We start from the raw sequence: 15,979 nt of genomic DNA, 5'->3' as shown, positions 1-15,979 counted from the left end.
AATATAAAAGATAGTGCATCAACTATTCGAGCTTTAGTAAATTATTAAAAGAAGAAACATGAATACAACGAAGTTATTAATATTATTATGCGTCATTTCGATACAAGCAATTTTTGCGCAAAAAAATAATGCAAATGGAAATTCTCAAATAGTGAAAGGGGCTTCTTTAGTAGTACCACAAATTCAGGTAGTACCCATAAAAGATACTCAGACAGAAAGAAATTATGAATTGTATATAGAGTTACCCGAAGATTATTCTGAGAATAATAATAAAACCTATCCTGTTCTTTATTATACAGATGCTATGTGGCATCTCGAAATGCTATCTGGGGCCACAGAATACATGCTAGAAGATGTTATTCTAGTCGGAATTTCCTGGCAATTAGATATAAACTCAGCCCTAAAAAAAGAAGTAGGAACCCATGTTAGTCGGTATCGAGATTACAGTTTTAGGAAATCAAATAAGCCTGATATTCAAACAAAATATCAATTTGGACAAGCCAATAAACATTTAGATTTTATTCGTAATGATGTCATTAAATATGTTGATAAAACCTATCGAACAGACCCAAACAGTCGTACGTATTTCGGTTATTCAATGAGTGGAGAATTTGGAGCTTATATTCTACTGTCTCAACCCGATACCTTTACTAATTATATTTTGGGCAGTCCATCGATCAAAAATGAAGTTGCCTATTTATCTGAACTTAATACGAAATTTGGCCCTTTTGATGCGTCAAATAGAAATTCGAGTCTTAATGCTAATGTTTTCATTTCATATGGCTCATTAGAAGAAGAGATGGTCCAACCTATCGAGGAGTTTGTTAAATTATTAAAAGACAGAAGAGATGGTGGGTTGTCCGTATTAAAAGAAGTCATTGATGGTAATCATGGAACTGCATTCCCTGCGACAGCAGTTCGCAGTGTCGCTTGGTTATCATCCTTGATGAATCACGTTTCAAGTGATAACTATGAAGTATCATTCTGGGATATTCCACAACTCAATAATCCATTTATTAATACACGTCCAGAGGACAGAAAAGATGGAATAGCTGTTGATACATTATCTGTGAATAATACTGATCGAAATTCTATCCTTAAACTTTCTCAAGAGATTTTTGATGGTAAACATGGAAACTATGATGCGGTACTCATTTCTCACAAAAATAAATTAGTTTTTGAATCCTATTATAAAAAAGGGCGGATCAACTTGCCTCATGGACAAGCATCAGCCGTAAAAGCGTATACTAGTTTGGTTTTAGGAAGAGCTATTCAAATGGGGTATCTATCCATAGAAGATCTAAACAAACCATTAATTAATTTTCTAAAAGATATTGATCCTGAAAAAATAACCAAAGGAGCCGAAAAAATCACACTTCATATGGCATTAACCATGCATGGAGGATTGACTATAGATAGCGATGAATGGAAAGAAATAGAGAATGATTCAGTGCGATTAAAAGGCCAAGGGCTTGTTCAGACGCTGCTTGAGCAAAGTGAGGCTATAACCTCAGAGTCTCAGACCTATTTGTATGGTAATTTTAATCCAATGTTAGTGATGACCGTTATTGACGCAGTCGTACCTGGTTCGGCTGAGGATTTTATTAAAACTGAGCTACTTGACAAACTCGGTATAATCAATTATAAATGGTCAACTCATATTAGTGGTTTGCCAGAAGCAGGGTGGCGTGTAAGTATTATGTCTCGTGATATGATCAAATTGGGTAATTTGGTTCTCAGTAAAGGTAAATTAAATGGCGAGCAGCTTATTTCTGCAGAATATCTTGCCAAAGCCACCAGTGGAATAGTAAAACCTACTCAGGATTGGATGCCTAAAGACTATCGTTACGGTTATTTTTGGTATCAAACACTCGTAAAAGTAGGTCATAAAAGTTATGATACCACATTTGCTTGGGGAGGCGGAGGACAACGTATAATAGTGGTAGAAGAACTTGATCTAACAATCGTAATTTCTGGCCATGATGGAGAAGATCAAATAATGACTCAAATTTCTGAAATCATTATACCTGCATTTGTTAAACAATAACTCCAAAAAATCAATTTTAAAAAGCTGCGGGATGATGTGGCTGGGGCATTATAGCTTACGAATACAAATCAAATTCAGGTCGTAAAACGGCTGTTACATAATTACTCACTGGTTTATATTTGATATAGTGGATTTCGTGAATCTCCTAAAGTCGATTTGTCTGACGATATAGACCTAAAGGCACTATATCTGCATCTATGTAAAATAGAACCGAAAAAGTTCTATTCGCCGTTTTACTTATATAAACATATTTGTACTATAATGTTCTGTATTATGTATTACCCTGAGCGTGTCGAAGGGTCACTTTGCTTTGACGGCCGAATGAGGAAGGTCTGGTAGACCTTTTGAAGTAGGAGCGGGATGGTGCGCTAGCTTTATTACCTCTACAGTTTATTTTAAAAGTTTTCTAACGAAAAGTTCCCTTAAAAAAAGGTAATGGAACACTTATTATGCGAGCCGACGTGTTCCCTGAGCTTGTCGAATGGGCAGGAGAGAAGTGGAATGTGTGTGGAATGACATATTTTATCTATTCCAATGTAGTTTCACATAATATATTAAGTACTAACATTTTGTATATTTAAACTCTCTCTTGATTATAATTCTGATATAAAAATTTACACGCTTAACTAAACAGGAATAAATAAATGATAGTAATACTGGCGAAGTTTCAGCAATTTCAGGATATTTTAAACAATAATTCTGAAAAATAACGTCGGCGCTTTAGGTATTTACTCAAGTACTACTTATTATATTAACATTATTATGCATTCATCTTCATAGCCAAGGGTATCATTATCGATACTCTATCGAGTTACAGCCAAATTGAATTCTCTACCTATTGCAAATTCAAAACGAACTATTGAAAATTTAAAGCGAAGTAAACTCCATGCCAGACTTGTACTCAGACACTTTTATAAATTGTAAGTTCTTCACTCCCTCATCACGAAAAATCTTCACTATTTTTTCATGAACAAATACATACCCCATATCTGTTTTTTCAGGTTTAAATATTAATCTTTGGCCCTCAGGAATTCCATCCAAAACCTGGCTAGATAAAGCATATTCTTTCACTTTATGGTGAGTATCTGAAGGGGAGTAGCGACGGATTCTACACTTATCAAAATCAAGGCAGTTAAGTCGCCCATAAATATTGATGTACCAATAGTTTTCATTGAACACTCCTTTATCATCAACAATAACGGAAGGGTACATCTGTACACCCGTAATATCATAACTCTTGAGTTTTTCTCTAATAGAGTCCTCAACTATCAAGTCGTTCATATTCATATGCGATTTTAATAAAGGCTTATTAATACCTGCGGCCAAATCTTCATCTTTATAAGAATTGTTGAAAAACAAAGGTTCCTGCCCTAACGTTAAGAATACATGTCCAGGGTCTCTATTTTCACTTTTTTGAAACGCTTCTAAATGAAGAGTCGCTTCATTTTCGATTTCAAAAACTAAGTAATATATATCATCATAACTTTTCATATCTATTTACTCTGTAAAACCCTTTAATTATTGTCCAACTTTTGAAGTCCAAGAACCATTATATGTAATAATTTTTTCATTACCCCTTATACTACCAGAAGGGTTAGGTACTAGACTAGTGCTTCCTTCTAAAAAAAGGTTTTTCCTGTTCCCCAACCACCATTTATTAAAATAGCGTTTTGTGTATTATTTGCTTTTATATATTGGTCGAATACTGATATAATATTCTCTTGATCCAAATACTATTCAAATTTAATATTGCAAGTTAAAAAAATAAAAGTTTGAGAATATATAAAACTCATAATAAAACAGTTTAAATCATGTATTGAAAATTTAAAGAAAAATATCAAATAGAATATGGTCGAGTATAGCATCAAACAGTGTTAAGTTAATTGATATCTATAATAAAATAAATTCTGGAGCTTTAGTTACTAGTCCAGATTTTCAAAGAAATCTTGTCTGGAAATGTACTTGCGTTATGTATTACCCTAAGCTTGTTGAAGCGACGATAGGAGTGAAGTGGGAATGTTTATGGAATGGGATTGTAACACTAATTGCAATTATATAAATTAATTTTCAATTCCATTCTTCATCAATAAGTTCTTTATTTAATATACCTGCTGTTGTAGTACCCATTGACACGGCATTAGCTACTGAACGCATAAAAGAGGTATTGTCACCACAAGCGTAAACGCCAGGGACTGTAGTTTTTTGAAAGTTATCGATTGTTATATATCCCATTTCATTGATTTCACATCCCAGTTGTTTTGGAATTTCTGAGTTTTGAATAAACGGTGCTTTGGCATATAATGCTTCAAGTTTAGAGATTGTTCCATCTTTGAAAAGAATATGATTAATATACCCATTGTTTTGGTTAAAACTTGTAATATCTTTCTCTACAATTTGGATGTTATGATTAGATAATTGTTTGGTTTGGTCTGATGTCAATTCAGATGTCCCATCGGTATACAGCGTTAAGTCCTCTGTCCAGTTATTTATAAGTTTTGAAAACTCAAAACCATACTCGCCATTTCCAAAAATTCCTGTTTTTTTGTTTCTTACTTCATAGCCATGACAATATGGGCAATGGATTATAGAAATTCCCCAGCTTTCTTTAAACCCATTGATATCAGGCATTATATCCTTTATGCCTGTAGCAAATACTAGCTTTTTGGTATCAAAAGTCCTATCGCTTTTTGTCTTTATTATAAAACCTTTATCAGTTTTAGCACCATAATTTACTAGTCCATCATAAAATGAAACAGTTTCATAATTTTCAAGTTCTTTTTTTGCTAATTGATTTATTTCAGAAGGTTTTTTACCATCATGAGTTAGAAAATTATGTGAATTTGGTGTTTGCCGATTACAAGGCTTACCGTTGTCGATAACAAGCACCTTTCTCAAAGCTCGCCCTAAACCTAAAGCGGCGGATAATCCAGCATAGCTTCCACCTATAATAATTACGTCAAATTGTTTGTATTCATTCATATCTTTAGATGTATTTAAAGCCAATAATGGGAGTAGGAAAGGTTAATATAATCGATGTATATAGGCTTTGTTTTATAAATCGTCTTCGTTTAGTGATTTTAGTTAAATTAGATTATGATGTAAATCATTGATAGCGTCTTCTATTGAACTACCATAACCTTTCAATATTTCATGACCATCAGAATCTGTAATTGCTACTGTATAGTCTGAGTTTATTATTTGAATTTTGAGATATTCTAAATCTGTTAAGTTAATCTTATACGTCTCTTTTTCTATAAGTACCATATTTTTTCTTTATTATTTTTAGTTAAATGTCACTAAATTGAGACACTCAAGTTTAAATTTTTTTAAGGACTAATACCTTTGATAAAAGATTTCCAAGCAAATTCTTTAATCTGTAATTTTGTCTCTTTATTGTTAAGATCTGAGCTTACTGAACTGATTATGATACCAGCATGGAGATTTTGAATCCAACCTATAGTCATCTGTCTACTAATAATATTCTGTTCTTGTAAATCGCGTATAATTTGAGTGAAATTTTGATAAATATAGTCGTAATCAGCACAGTCCTTATTATTTTTATTATGATTATGGCTTTCTCCTTTGTGTAGTTTATAAAAAAAAGAATATTTTGAACCACAATTAATTCCAGCAATTAACATATTTTTTAATTGAACCAAAGGTTCATTTGAACTATCAATAGCATTAATCATAGCCTTTTTACAACTAATTTCCATTTCTCGCTCACAAACAGCTACTAGCTCATTTCGGTCTTTAAAATATCGATGTAATGTTCTTCTTGTTATATTGGCATTATCTGCTACTTTCTGGAGTGGGGCAGAGTAATTAGCATTAAATACTTCAATGGCAGATTCTATTATTCGTGATTTAGTTTTAATAATCATATCAAGACAAAAGTAATTTATTTTTATTATGTCACAAAATTGTGACATATAATTTGTTTAGAAAGTATGATTATTGGATTAAAAGCTTAATCGAATAATATTATGTAAAATAGGACCTGAAAGTTTAAAAACGGCCTCAGAAAACTTTGGCTTAAACATGCGAGCTATCGAGATGATGCGGCTGGATAATAATATCTGTATTATAAAATAAAAACGCTAAAAATACTCTTGCGATAACTTCACGAGAACTGCGATAGCAATCTTGAGCTCATCTAAAACAATATTAACCTCGCGAAAAATCGCGTAAAAACTTTTTTCACGTATGTTTTATCAAATAAATGATTTATAAGATACCTAAAAGTTTTGCTTTTTTTGGCCCTTCAACAAGCTCAGGGCAAGTGTTAGCTATTTCGGTTGGAGAATTATGTGTAAAGAAAGTGGTTGGCAGCCCAGTGGATAAATATTATGTACATAACGGCAACTGCGAAGCAATCACGAACTCCAATAAAATATTATTGCCGTGAGTAAATTATAGCTACTATTTATCGATATAATACGCTGGCACGTAGTTATATATGATATTATATCAAATACGCGGTATCCTCCATTTACTTATATAAACATACATATTTGTGCTATAATATACTGCGTTATGTATTACCCTGAGCGTATCGAAGGGTCACTTTGCTTTGGTACGACATAATTTTGAAGATTGAGAATCTTTAAAATTGTGGGAGAAGGTGCGCTGGCTTTTTTACTTCTTCAGTTTATTTTAAAAGTTTTCTAACGAAAAGTTCCTTTAAAAAAATGGTATCATTAAAGCCTTAATTAAATTTAATAGATGAAGTTATAACTGATAATGAGATTTTATATAAATAAGATACTGACAAATGTAAACTTCAAACAAAAATAGTATCATAATTATATACATTCATCCACAAACTATTGTTATTCATCCACTCAAGCATATATTAATTCGCTTTTGTTGTAATTTTAAATAAATTAAGTTTCGCTAACCTTATTATAGCTTAGTTAATTTATGATAGTAAGAAAATTTAATATAATTAGATTTTCTTATGAAAATGGCGGAAACCGAAAAGCCAAAATAGAGTAGGTATTATTCAAATTTATTTATTGTGAAAATTAGAACGAATTAATCAATAAAAAATCACCTACAATAAATATAATTAATCAAAATATCAATTTAATACCTATGAAACATTACTTATCAATTATTTTAATGACTTTAGTCTTTCTTATCAGTTCGTGTTCTAAAGAAGAAATTTCAACACAAACTAATTCTGAACAACAGAATGAAGTTACTATTTTTTATAATGGCATTTCTTATACTACACAAGGAGATGACAACGATGCGATAGATTACTCTAAATTAAATGAAGAAATAAAAACAGCTTTACTTACTGCCCACGTATTCGATTTAGCAGAAGAAAATGAAATATATTTATTTGATACTACTGAAGAATTAGACGCTTTTTTTGAAGTACCAAATCAAAATAATGTGAACGAACAAAAACGAATTCCTGTAGGAACTGTTAGAACAGAATTTTTTAAATATCAATATTATAGAAGTTATAATAGTAATGGAGCGATTCAGTTTCCCATAAAGTTAAATAATGGTTTCTCTGTAGCTGAATTAAGAGACCAACAGCCAGCAACTAATAATACTAAGTGGCACGATAGAATATCTTCTCTTCATATCACAAATTCACTTGAGAAAACTTTTTATGTTCGCCTTTACGAGCATAAAAATTATGGAGGAAGAACACTTACTTTTACCACTCCTAGACATACTGTAAAATTCGTTCCAAATTTAGCTATGTATGGTTTTGATGATATAACTTCAGGTTTACGTGGTTGGTATTAATTAATATGATTTTGCAACCTACTACATTAAAACCACTTCATTGAAAGTGGTTTTTTTGTCTTGTTTAGAATTTTCATTCATCCACAAATTATTGTTATTCATCCATTTAAACACATTTTACAGTGAAAGTGAATTTGTTGAAAGTTTAAATATTAATTATAACAGTACCGATAGATACGATAATGAAATAGAATCATTCTGGGATATTTTACACGAGTTTAATAAATTGATTCTATGAATCAGTGAATCAGTTTATTAAATCTACGGGATGATGCGGCTGGGGGCATTATAGCTTACGAATACAAATCAAATTCAGGTCGTAAAACGGCTGTTACATAATTACTCACTGGTTTATATTTGATATAGTGGATTTCGTGAATCTCCTAAAGTCGATTTGTCTGACGATATAGACCTAAAGGCACTATATCTGCATCTATGTAAAATTAGCACAGTAAAAAGTTCTATTCGCCAATTTGCTTTAATAAATACATTTGTACTATAATGTTCTGTATTATGTATTACCCTGAGCGTGTCGAAGGGTTACTTTGCTTTGGTACGACATAATTTTGAAGATTGAGAATCTTTAAAATTGTGGGCGAGGAGGTGCGCTGGCTTTATTACTTCTACAGTTTATTTTAAAAGTTTTCTAACGAAATGTTTCTTCAAAAAGGTAATGGAACACTTATTATACGAGCCGACAGCAGGAGGGGAGTGTAATGTGTTTAATGGGAGTGATTACAAGAGCATTAATTAGGAGTTCTTAGTTTTGGAATGTTTAATGAATATTGTATATTACACCAATAGTATGATTATTTAAACATTTAATTATGTCAACAATTAGAAAAACGATCACGTTTACAGAGAAACAAGATAAGTGGATAAAATCTCAAATTAAGGCAGGAGAGTTCACAAATGACAGTGAGTATCTTCGTGATTTAGTAAGACGTGACCAAGCTAAAAAAGCAAAATTTTCAGCACTTAAAGCGGCTATAACTGAAGGTATGGATAGTGGTATTAGTGATAAATCTGTGCCAGATATTATGAAAGAAGTCGAAGAACGTATGAGAGCAGATGGGCGTTTATAAAGTATCAAGAAAAGCAGAGATGGATCTTGCCAAAATGTATGAATATGGTATTGAAACATTTGGGTTAAAACAAGCCAAGGGATACTTATTAGGGATGCATACGCTGTTTCAAGTATTAGCGGACAATACTAATCTTGGACGTGATGCCTCTGAATTTATTTTATCATTAAAACGATTTTCTTATAAATCTCATACTATTTTTTATTTAGCTACAGATATTGATATTTTGATTATTCGTGTATTAAATCAAAGTATGGATTATGAAAAGAATTTATAGATTTTAATTTACATTTTTGATACAATTATATTTCAGCCCTGTTTCCAAAGTTTTATGCAGCCTTGATTTTTTGTTTCTTTTTCATCAAGGAAAAAGATAATGCAAACTCTTAGAAAGTTTAATCTGTATTCTGCGGTTAGCATGTGCATAGAAATTATCTCGTAGAGTAATTTTATGCTTATGTGGGAACGTCACGAGAATCGCGTAAAAACTTTTTTCACGGATGTTTTATCAAATACGCGATTTATAATGCACCTAAAAGTGTTTGCTTTTTTTTTGGTGGCTGGCAAGCGATGGATAATTGTGTTTTAGAAAATTGTTGCGATAGCACAATTATTCTAAAAAAACAATCGAGCGATTGTTAGGCAACCCCAGCCGCATTAGCTCGCTAACAATTCCAAAGATTCTTAATCTTTAGAATTATTCCGTACATAACGGCAAATTATAGCTACAACTGCGTAGCAATCACAAACTCCATTAAAAAACAATAAGAATGCTGTGCGTAAATGTGAGCAGGATGTTTAAACGATCTATTTTTTGTTTTTATGATGACCCCAGTAGCTACGATAGCTATGAAATAGAATTATCCTGGGATATTTTATATAATATCATTATAGCTTACGAATATCAATGAAACCTAGGTCGTAAAACGGCTGTTACATAAATGCTGACGATATAGACCTAGAGGCGCTATATCTGCATCTATGTAAAATAGAACCGAAAAAGTTCTATTCGCCGTTTTACTCATATAAACATATTTGTACTATAATGTACTTGCGTTATGTCACTTTGCTTGGGTAAAAAGCTTTTACAAGTACTTATTTTCTTTGATTTTTTTCTTCTCAAATGTTTCTTTAAAAATGTAATGGAATACGCTTTGCCCGAAGCGACGATAGGAGCGAAGTGGGAATGTGTATGGAATGGGATTCTATCTTAAAATAAACTTATAAACCTTTCTTTTTTATAATAAACTAGACTATTTTTAAGCAATTTTAAGAACACTTATGAACTTCATAGATTTATTTTCTGGTGCTGGCGGACTGTCTGAAGGCTTTATTAAAGCAGGGTTTAATCCAATTGCTCACGTTGAAATTGATGAGAATGCCTGTAAAACTTTAGAAACAAGGTTGGTTTATCATAAATTAAAAGAGGAAGGAAAATTAGATAACTACTATGACTATCTTCAATCAAAAATTTCTCGTATAGACTTTCTCGAAAAATATGGTAACAAAGAATTACTTGATTCTGTTCTAAATATTGGAATAGGAGGAAAGAATAATGATGTAATTTTCAATAAAATTGATGAATTAGCAGGCAATAAAGAAATAGACTTAGTTGTTGGAGGGCCTCCTTGTCAAGCTTATTCTTTAGTTGGTAGAGCAAGAGATAAAGACGGGATGAAAAATGACCCCAGAAATCTGTTATACAAAGAATATGCAAAATTTCTAAAGAATTATAATCCAAAAGTTTTTGTTTTTGAAAATGTAATGGGCTTAGTTACTGCTGATGAAGGCAGATATTTTAAAAATATGCGAGCTTATTTCAAAAGGATAGGTTATGAGTTAGATTATACAATTCAAAATTCAGCTGACTTTGGAGTTATTCAAAACAGAAAAAGAATCATTTTAATAGGTTGGCAAAAGAATAGTGGTTTTAGTTATCCAGAATTTGATAAAGAAAATAAAGATTGGAAAGTAAGTGATTTACTTAATGATTTAAAAAAATTAAAACCAGGAGAACAAAATAACTTAACTAAATACAAAGCTGATAGTTCAGAATATCTCAAAAAATTTGAGCTTAGAAACGGAGTTGATTTTGTTACTCAACATTTAGCTAGACCCCATAATGAAAGAGATTTAGCAATTTATAAAATTGCAATTAAAAAATGGATGAAAAATGAAGAGCGTCTTAAATATCCAGATTTACCAGAAAATTTAAAAACACACAAAAATCAAAAATCATTTTTAGATAGATATAAAGTTGTTGACCCTAATGGTTATTCACATACAATGGTAGCTCATATAGCAAAAGATGGTCATCATTATATTTATCCTGATACTAAACAAATACGATCGTTATCTGTAAGAGAGGCTGCCAGAATACAATCTTTTTCTGATGATTTCTTTTTTGAAGGAGGAAGAAGTGCAGCTTTTAGACAAATAGGAAATGCTGTTCCTCCATTGATGGCAAAAGAAATTGCTAATAAAATTATTAAAATATTATAATGCCTAATAACGATAACTTATTTAATATAAAACCAGCTGCTAGACTGATTACTACAATAGGAGAAGACTTAATTGGTGATTCCTATGCGGCAATTATTGAACTTGTTAAAAATTCATTTGATGCTGATGCTAGTGATGTTAATATAACTTTTGAATATGAAGATGAAGCATTACTAATTGAAATATTAGATGATGGACATGGTATGTCAAGAGAAACAATTTTAACAAAATGGCTTGTACCTGCAACTGATAATAAATTAAAAGAAAAAACTAGTCCAAGTGGGAGAAACTTTCAAGGAAGAAAAGGTATAGGAAGATACGCAGCTGCTATTTTAGGACAAAAACTTAAACTGAATTCAATTGATAAAACAGGAGAGAGTACAAATATTGAAATAAGTTGGGAGGTTTTTGAAAAAGAAGAATTTTTAGAAGATGTTTTAATAGAGGTTATTTCAACTAAAACTCAAGAAAGACCAACTACAAAATTAATTATTGAAGCTAGAGGTGAAAAGCGTGAAGTATGGGGAAGACCTGAACTTTCAAAATTGACAAGGGAATTAAGAAAATTAAAGTCACCAATTTTAAGCAAAAAAGATGACAAAGAGATTTTTAATATTAACCTAGCTTTTATTAATTGCCCATTTGAAGAGTATAACAATCAGATTTTCGAAATAGAAGCCTTACCAATAAGTGATTTTTTTGATTACAAAATTAGCGGTGATGTTGATTCAAGTGGTAATCTTAATGCTATTTATGAAAATAATTATGATAAAAACTCCACACACGATAAGATTTCTTTTCAAATAAAATTAAAAAATGATAAACAATATTGTGGTCCAATAAAATTTGATTTTCGTGTTTTTGACAGAGACCCAGAAGCTATATCAAATTTAATCGATAAAGGCTTAATCGATCCTATTACGAAATTTGCAATTGGAAAGAGGGAAGCTAGATTAATGCTAGATGACGCTTATGGAGTTAATCTATATAGAGAAAAATTCAGGATTAGACCATATGGAAACGGAGGAATCGATTGGTTAAATTTAGATAAAAGAAGAATACAAAATCCTTCATTTAGAATTAGTAATAACCAAGTCATCGGTTTTATTGAAATAATGCCTGAAGAAATTTCTGGTTTGAGAGAAAAAAGTGCTCGAGATGGATTGAAAGAAGATTCAAATTATTTTGGTCTTGTTGAAATTTTACAAGTAACAATAAACGAACTTGAATCAAGAAGATTCAATTACAGAAAGAAAACAGGAAAAGGAAGAAAAAAAGATACAACTAAAAAAGAATTAGAAGAACTTTTTGATTTTGAAAGCCTTTCCAAAGATGTTAGTAAAAAACTTGATTCTCTCAAAGCTGATGATAATACTATTAATGAAATTAAGTCCTTAATTAAAAAAGAAGCTGAAAAGAAATCATTAATTCTAAACAATATTCAGAAAACCATTGCTATTTATCAAGGTCAAGCAACTTTAGGTAAAGTTGTTACAGTATTACTGCATGAAGGTAGAAAACCTGTTAGTTATTTTAAGCAACAATCTCCAAACCTATCTAGATGGTTAAAACATTATAAAGCAAAAGGTGATTGGTCAGATGAAATATATGATGATATTTTAGATAGGTTAGAAAATTATAAAGAACAAAGTACTTTTCTTTCTGATTTATTTAAAAGGTTAGATCCTTTAGCGAAGCAAAACAAAGGAGATAAAAAAGATTTTTCAGTTTTAAAAGCTATTGATAAAGCAGCAGCAATTTTTAAAACGACTTTTGAAGAAAATTCGATTGAATTTAATTTAAAGGGAGAAGAGAATCTTTTATTTAAAGGTTGGGAAGAAGATATGATAATCATATTTACAAATTTAATTGAGAATAGTATTTATTGGTTAAATGAAATAGAAGATAAAAAGCAAATCTCAATTTACATAGAAGATAGTAAAAAAGATATTATTGTTCATTATAAGGATAATGGTCTAGGTATAAGTAAAGATGATATCGAAAGCGCAGCAATCTTTAATCCTGGGTTTTCTAAAAAAATAAATGGAACAGGTTTAGGTTTACCAATAGCTGGTGAATCTGCAGAAAGACTTAATGGAATAATATTAGCGCATGATATTGATAATGGTGCATACTTTACATTAGAAATTAGAAAATAATATGGCAATAATCGATATTCTAATCGTCGAGAACGATCCAAATGATATTCAATCTTATGAAGATACAATAAGAACTTTAAACATGGACTTTGATGGAGAGCACATTATAAATCCAGTTATAAAGAAAAATGAAAAAGAAGGTTTAAAGGCATTAGAAGAAAATGAATGGTCTGCAGCATTTATTGATTTAAAATTATCTACTGAAGATATATTAAGTGCTGAAGAAGGAAATAATATAGTAAAGCAAATTTATAGTAAAAGACGTTTTCCAGTTTATATTATAACAAATACACCTGGTGATGTAAGTCCCGATTTTATTCAATCAGATTTTTTAAGGATTAAAACTAAAGATGGCATTGATTACAATGAAGTTTTTAACGACATAATTAAAATTCAAGAAACAGGAATTTTAAAGATAATAGGTAAACAAGGTCAAATTGAAAAGTATCTAGATAAAATATTTTGGGAGAACTTATCTACTTCAATCGACTTATGGTCAAAAGATATTTCTCGAAATTCTGAACAAAAAGAAAAATCCTTATTGCGTTACACAATTCTTCATATGTTAGAGTATCTTGATGAAGAGAATTATCACCCAAGCGAGTTTTACATAACAAAACCTATTAAGGAAAATATTTTCACTGGTGATATTATTGAATATCTAGGAACTAGATATATTGTTTTAACTCCTTCATGTGATATTGTTATTCGTCATGATGGAAATAGAAATACTAGAAGAATTTTATTTTGCAAAATAAAAGACTTATCAAGTGAAGTAAAAAATTATAGTTCTTTGAATAGTACAACAGGAAAATCTAATGATAATCGTAAACGTTTAAATAAGTATATTCAAAATAATTCTAGTGGAAATTTCCATTTTATTCCAAAGCATAATGATATTAATGCAGGATTAATTGATTTTCAAGATAAAACAACTGTTGGCGTTAGAGCTGTTGAACGTAAATTAAAAAAAGGTGAATGTAAAAGAATAGCGACTGTTTCTATGCCCTTTTTAAAAGATATTATTTCTAGATATTCAAATTATTATGGAAGACAAGGTTCACCAGATTTCAATTCAGATGAAGTATTTAATTCTATATTTAAATAAATTTTTTTCACTAAAATAAAATGATTTTAGGTTTCTTAAAATCTGAATTAGCTAGTTTTGAGTTAAAATTAACTTTCAAACCCAATGGGAGGGAAGGAGTTGATTTTTTAATTGGGAACAACCAAATTTATCTACAACCACTAGATTTAGATACTTTTAAGCAAAGTATTAAAACTTTAAAGCAAGATTTAGGAGAACTAAACGATAACTTGTTTATCGCTTTAGTTTTAATCCTAGAAAAAGAGTCAAGAGTTATTTATGTAATTCCATCTATAGAATTACAAGATTCCGATAACAATTTCTTTATAAATAACGAAGTGAGTTTAATGCCCAGTTTATCCAATTGGGAGATAAAAATATCAAGTAAAACTATAGAGGAATTAGAAAAGTATGCCTTAAATAATATGGTAGATAAACTAAAATCTTAGTTTTGTAATATTATGTAAAATAGAGCGTGCGTTTTTACCCAGATGATGGGAGGGTAAACGGCCTCAGAAAACTTTGGTTCAAACAATAGGCGAAAGAGCGTACATATTTTAGAGGGCTAGCAATATATATTCTTAATAATAAAGAGGTTTAAGGCTAGTTCAAAGCAATTTAAAGAGTTACAATGTTTTCTAGAATATAGCGATTGAGCCGTGATTGTTTCCAAAGTTTTGTGCAGCCTTGATTTTTTTGTTTCTTTTTTCATCAAGGAAAAAAGATAAATATTATGAGCTGTTTATAATCGTAATTTTCAAATTGAGTTCTAAAGTTTTTTAAAACTCAAATCTAAAAATGTTTAATCGGAGTTCTACAGTAAGCAAGTGTATAGAAATTTTTGTGTGGATGATGCGGTTGGAAAATTTTATACTCTTGCGGAAATCTAACGAGAATCCCGTAGAAAAAAATCTTGTGGGATTATTATTAAATACGAGAATTATGAAGCCATCTAAAAGTTAGCTTTTTTATGCGGCTGGAAAGCGTTGGCAAATTGTGTTTAAAAAAATTACTGCGAAGCATAATTCTTTTTAAAAAACAATCGAGGGCATTTGGCAGTGGCAATTTTACATAGCGACTAATTATAGTACAAACAGCAGAATGTTTCTTATTTAGTACTAAACCCAGAGCCAAATGTTTAATGACCCGAGTACTAAAGTTTCTAACGAAGAAATAAATATTATGGGATATTTTACATAATAGAACATTATAGCTACGAATATTAATGAAACCTAGGTCGTAAAACGGCTGTTACATAAATGCTTACGATATAGACCTAAAGGCGCTATATCTGCATCTATGTAAAATAGAACCGAAAAAGTTCTATTCG

13 protein-coding genes are annotated in these 15,979 nt (G+C 30.6%); 8 read left to right on the top strand and 5 right to left on the bottom strand.

The window, feature by feature from the left end; all coding sequences use genetic code 11:
- Positions 1-58: 58 nt before the first annotated feature.
- Positions 59-2,047: a serine hydrolase gene (locus Q0921_RS02795; RefSeq protein ID WP_299252961.1), complete on the top strand. Its 1,989-nt coding sequence runs from the start codon at positions 59-61 to the stop codon at positions 2,045-2,047.
- Positions 2,048-2,914: 867 nt separating this feature from the next.
- On the opposite strand, the gene Q0921_RS02790 is transcribed toward Q0921_RS02795, so the two are convergent.
- The 5 genes from Q0921_RS02790 to Q0921_RS02775 form a co-directional block, all read right to left on the bottom strand.
- Positions 2,915-3,538, bottom strand: coding sequence for a DUF1629 domain-containing protein (locus Q0921_RS02790; RefSeq protein WP_299252958.1), 624 nt, complete (start codon positions 3,536-3,538; stop codon positions 2,915-2,917).
- Between the two features lie 128 nt (positions 3,539-3,666).
- The gene (locus tag Q0921_RS25025; protein WP_367183314.1) at positions 3,667-3,777 is read right to left on the bottom strand and encodes a P-loop NTPase fold protein; all 111 of its coding nucleotides are present in this window, start codon (positions 3,775-3,777) and stop codon (positions 3,667-3,669) included.
- A 337-nt stretch (positions 3,778-4,114) separates the two neighbouring features.
- The gene (locus tag Q0921_RS02785; RefSeq protein ID WP_299252954.1) at positions 4,115-5,026 is read right to left on the bottom strand and encodes an NAD(P)/FAD-dependent oxidoreductase; all 912 of its coding nucleotides are present in this window, start codon (positions 5,024-5,026) and stop codon (positions 4,115-4,117) included.
- Between the two features lie 102 nt (positions 5,027-5,128).
- Positions 5,129-5,311, bottom strand: a complete 183-nt coding sequence (locus Q0921_RS02780; protein WP_299252950.1) for a hypothetical protein — start codon at positions 5,309-5,311, stop codon at positions 5,129-5,131.
- 62 nt (positions 5,312-5,373) lie between these two features.
- Positions 5,374-5,979 carry a TetR/AcrR family transcriptional regulator gene (locus tag Q0921_RS02775; RefSeq protein WP_299252947.1) on the bottom strand — a complete coding sequence of 202 codons (606 nt, stop codon included), beginning with the start codon at positions 5,977-5,979 and terminating at the stop codon, positions 5,374-5,376.
- A 1,165-nt stretch (positions 5,980-7,144) separates the two neighbouring features.
- Between Q0921_RS02775 and Q0921_RS02770 the strand changes: the two genes are divergently transcribed.
- From Q0921_RS02770 to Q0921_RS02740, 7 genes are all read left to right on the top strand, one after another.
- Positions 7,145-7,816, top strand: a complete 672-nt coding sequence (locus Q0921_RS02770) for a hypothetical protein (RefSeq protein WP_299252944.1) — start codon at positions 7,145-7,147, stop codon at positions 7,814-7,816.
- Positions 7,817-8,643: 827 nt separating this feature from the next.
- Positions 8,644-8,901, top strand: coding sequence for a type II toxin-antitoxin system ParD family antitoxin (locus tag Q0921_RS02765; RefSeq protein WP_148782252.1), 258 nt, complete (start codon positions 8,644-8,646; stop codon positions 8,899-8,901).
- Complete coding sequence (locus Q0921_RS02760; RefSeq protein ID WP_299252931.1) at positions 8,888-9,178, top strand: type II toxin-antitoxin system RelE/ParE family toxin; 291 nt, start codon at positions 8,888-8,890, stop codon at positions 9,176-9,178. Before Q0921_RS02765 ends, Q0921_RS02760 begins: the two co-directional genes overlap by 14 nt.
- Before the next feature lie 1,004 nt (positions 9,179-10,182).
- A complete protein-coding gene (locus Q0921_RS02755) occupies positions 10,183-11,403 on the top strand; it encodes a DNA cytosine methyltransferase (protein WP_299252928.1) in 1,221 nt (406 codons plus the stop codon).
- Positions 11,403-13,562 (top strand): sensor histidine kinase, encoded by a 2,160-nt coding sequence (locus Q0921_RS02750; protein ID WP_299252924.1) that lies wholly within the window; start codon positions 11,403-11,405, stop codon positions 13,560-13,562. The genes Q0921_RS02755 and Q0921_RS02750 overlap by 1 nt, the downstream gene beginning before the upstream one ends.
- Before the next feature lies 1 nt (position 13,563).
- Complete coding sequence (locus Q0921_RS02745; RefSeq protein WP_299252922.1) at positions 13,564-14,670, top strand: hypothetical protein; 1,107 nt, start codon at positions 13,564-13,566, stop codon at positions 14,668-14,670.
- A gap of 20 nt (positions 14,671-14,690) precedes the next feature.
- Positions 14,691-15,098 carry a hypothetical protein gene (locus Q0921_RS02740; RefSeq protein WP_299252919.1) on the top strand — a complete coding sequence of 136 codons (408 nt, stop codon included), beginning with the start codon at positions 14,691-14,693 and terminating at the stop codon, positions 15,096-15,098.
- Positions 15,099-15,979 lie beyond the last annotated feature (881 nt).

This window comes from uncultured Aquimarina sp., from assembly GCF_947496855.1.
Classification (GTDB): domain Bacteria; phylum Bacteroidota; class Bacteroidia; order Flavobacteriales; family Flavobacteriaceae; genus Aquimarina.
This window is presented reverse-complemented; position numbering and strand designations above follow the sequence as displayed.

What these genes read in the sequence shown, in the direction of transcription:
- Q0921_RS02795 (WP_299252961.1), top strand. Translation starts at nt 59, where the DNA reads ATGAATACAACGAAGTTATTAATATTATTATGCGTCATTTCGATACAA.
- Q0921_RS02790 (WP_299252958.1), bottom strand. Translation starts at nt 3,538, where the DNA reads ATGAAAAGTTATGATGATATATATTACTTAGTTTTTGAAATCGAAAAT.
- Q0921_RS02785 (WP_299252954.1), bottom strand. Translation starts at nt 5,026, where the DNA reads ATGAATGAATACAAACAATTTGACGTAATTATTATAGGTGGAAGCTAT.
- Q0921_RS02780 (WP_299252950.1), bottom strand. Translation starts at nt 5,311, where the DNA reads ATGGTACTTATAGAAAAAGAGACGTATAAGATTAACTTAACAGATTTA.
- Q0921_RS02775 (WP_299252947.1), bottom strand. Translation starts at nt 5,979, where the DNA reads ATGTCACAATTTTGTGACATAATAAAAATAAATTACTTTTGTCTTGAT.
- Q0921_RS02770 (WP_299252944.1), top strand. Translation starts at nt 7,145, where the DNA reads ATGAAACATTACTTATCAATTATTTTAATGACTTTAGTCTTTCTTATC.
- Q0921_RS02765 (WP_148782252.1), top strand. Translation starts at nt 8,644, where the DNA reads ATGTCAACAATTAGAAAAACGATCACGTTTACAGAGAAACAAGATAAG.
- Q0921_RS02760 (WP_299252931.1), top strand. Translation starts at nt 8,888, where the DNA reads ATGGGCGTTTATAAAGTATCAAGAAAAGCAGAGATGGATCTTGCCAAA.
- Q0921_RS02755 (WP_299252928.1), top strand. Translation starts at nt 10,183, where the DNA reads ATGAACTTCATAGATTTATTTTCTGGTGCTGGCGGACTGTCTGAAGGC.
- Q0921_RS02750 (WP_299252924.1), top strand. Translation starts at nt 11,403, where the DNA reads ATGCCTAATAACGATAACTTATTTAATATAAAACCAGCTGCTAGACTG.
- Q0921_RS02745 (WP_299252922.1), top strand. Translation starts at nt 13,564, where the DNA reads ATGGCAATAATCGATATTCTAATCGTCGAGAACGATCCAAATGATATT.
- Q0921_RS02740 (WP_299252919.1), top strand. Translation starts at nt 14,691, where the DNA reads ATGATTTTAGGTTTCTTAAAATCTGAATTAGCTAGTTTTGAGTTAAAA.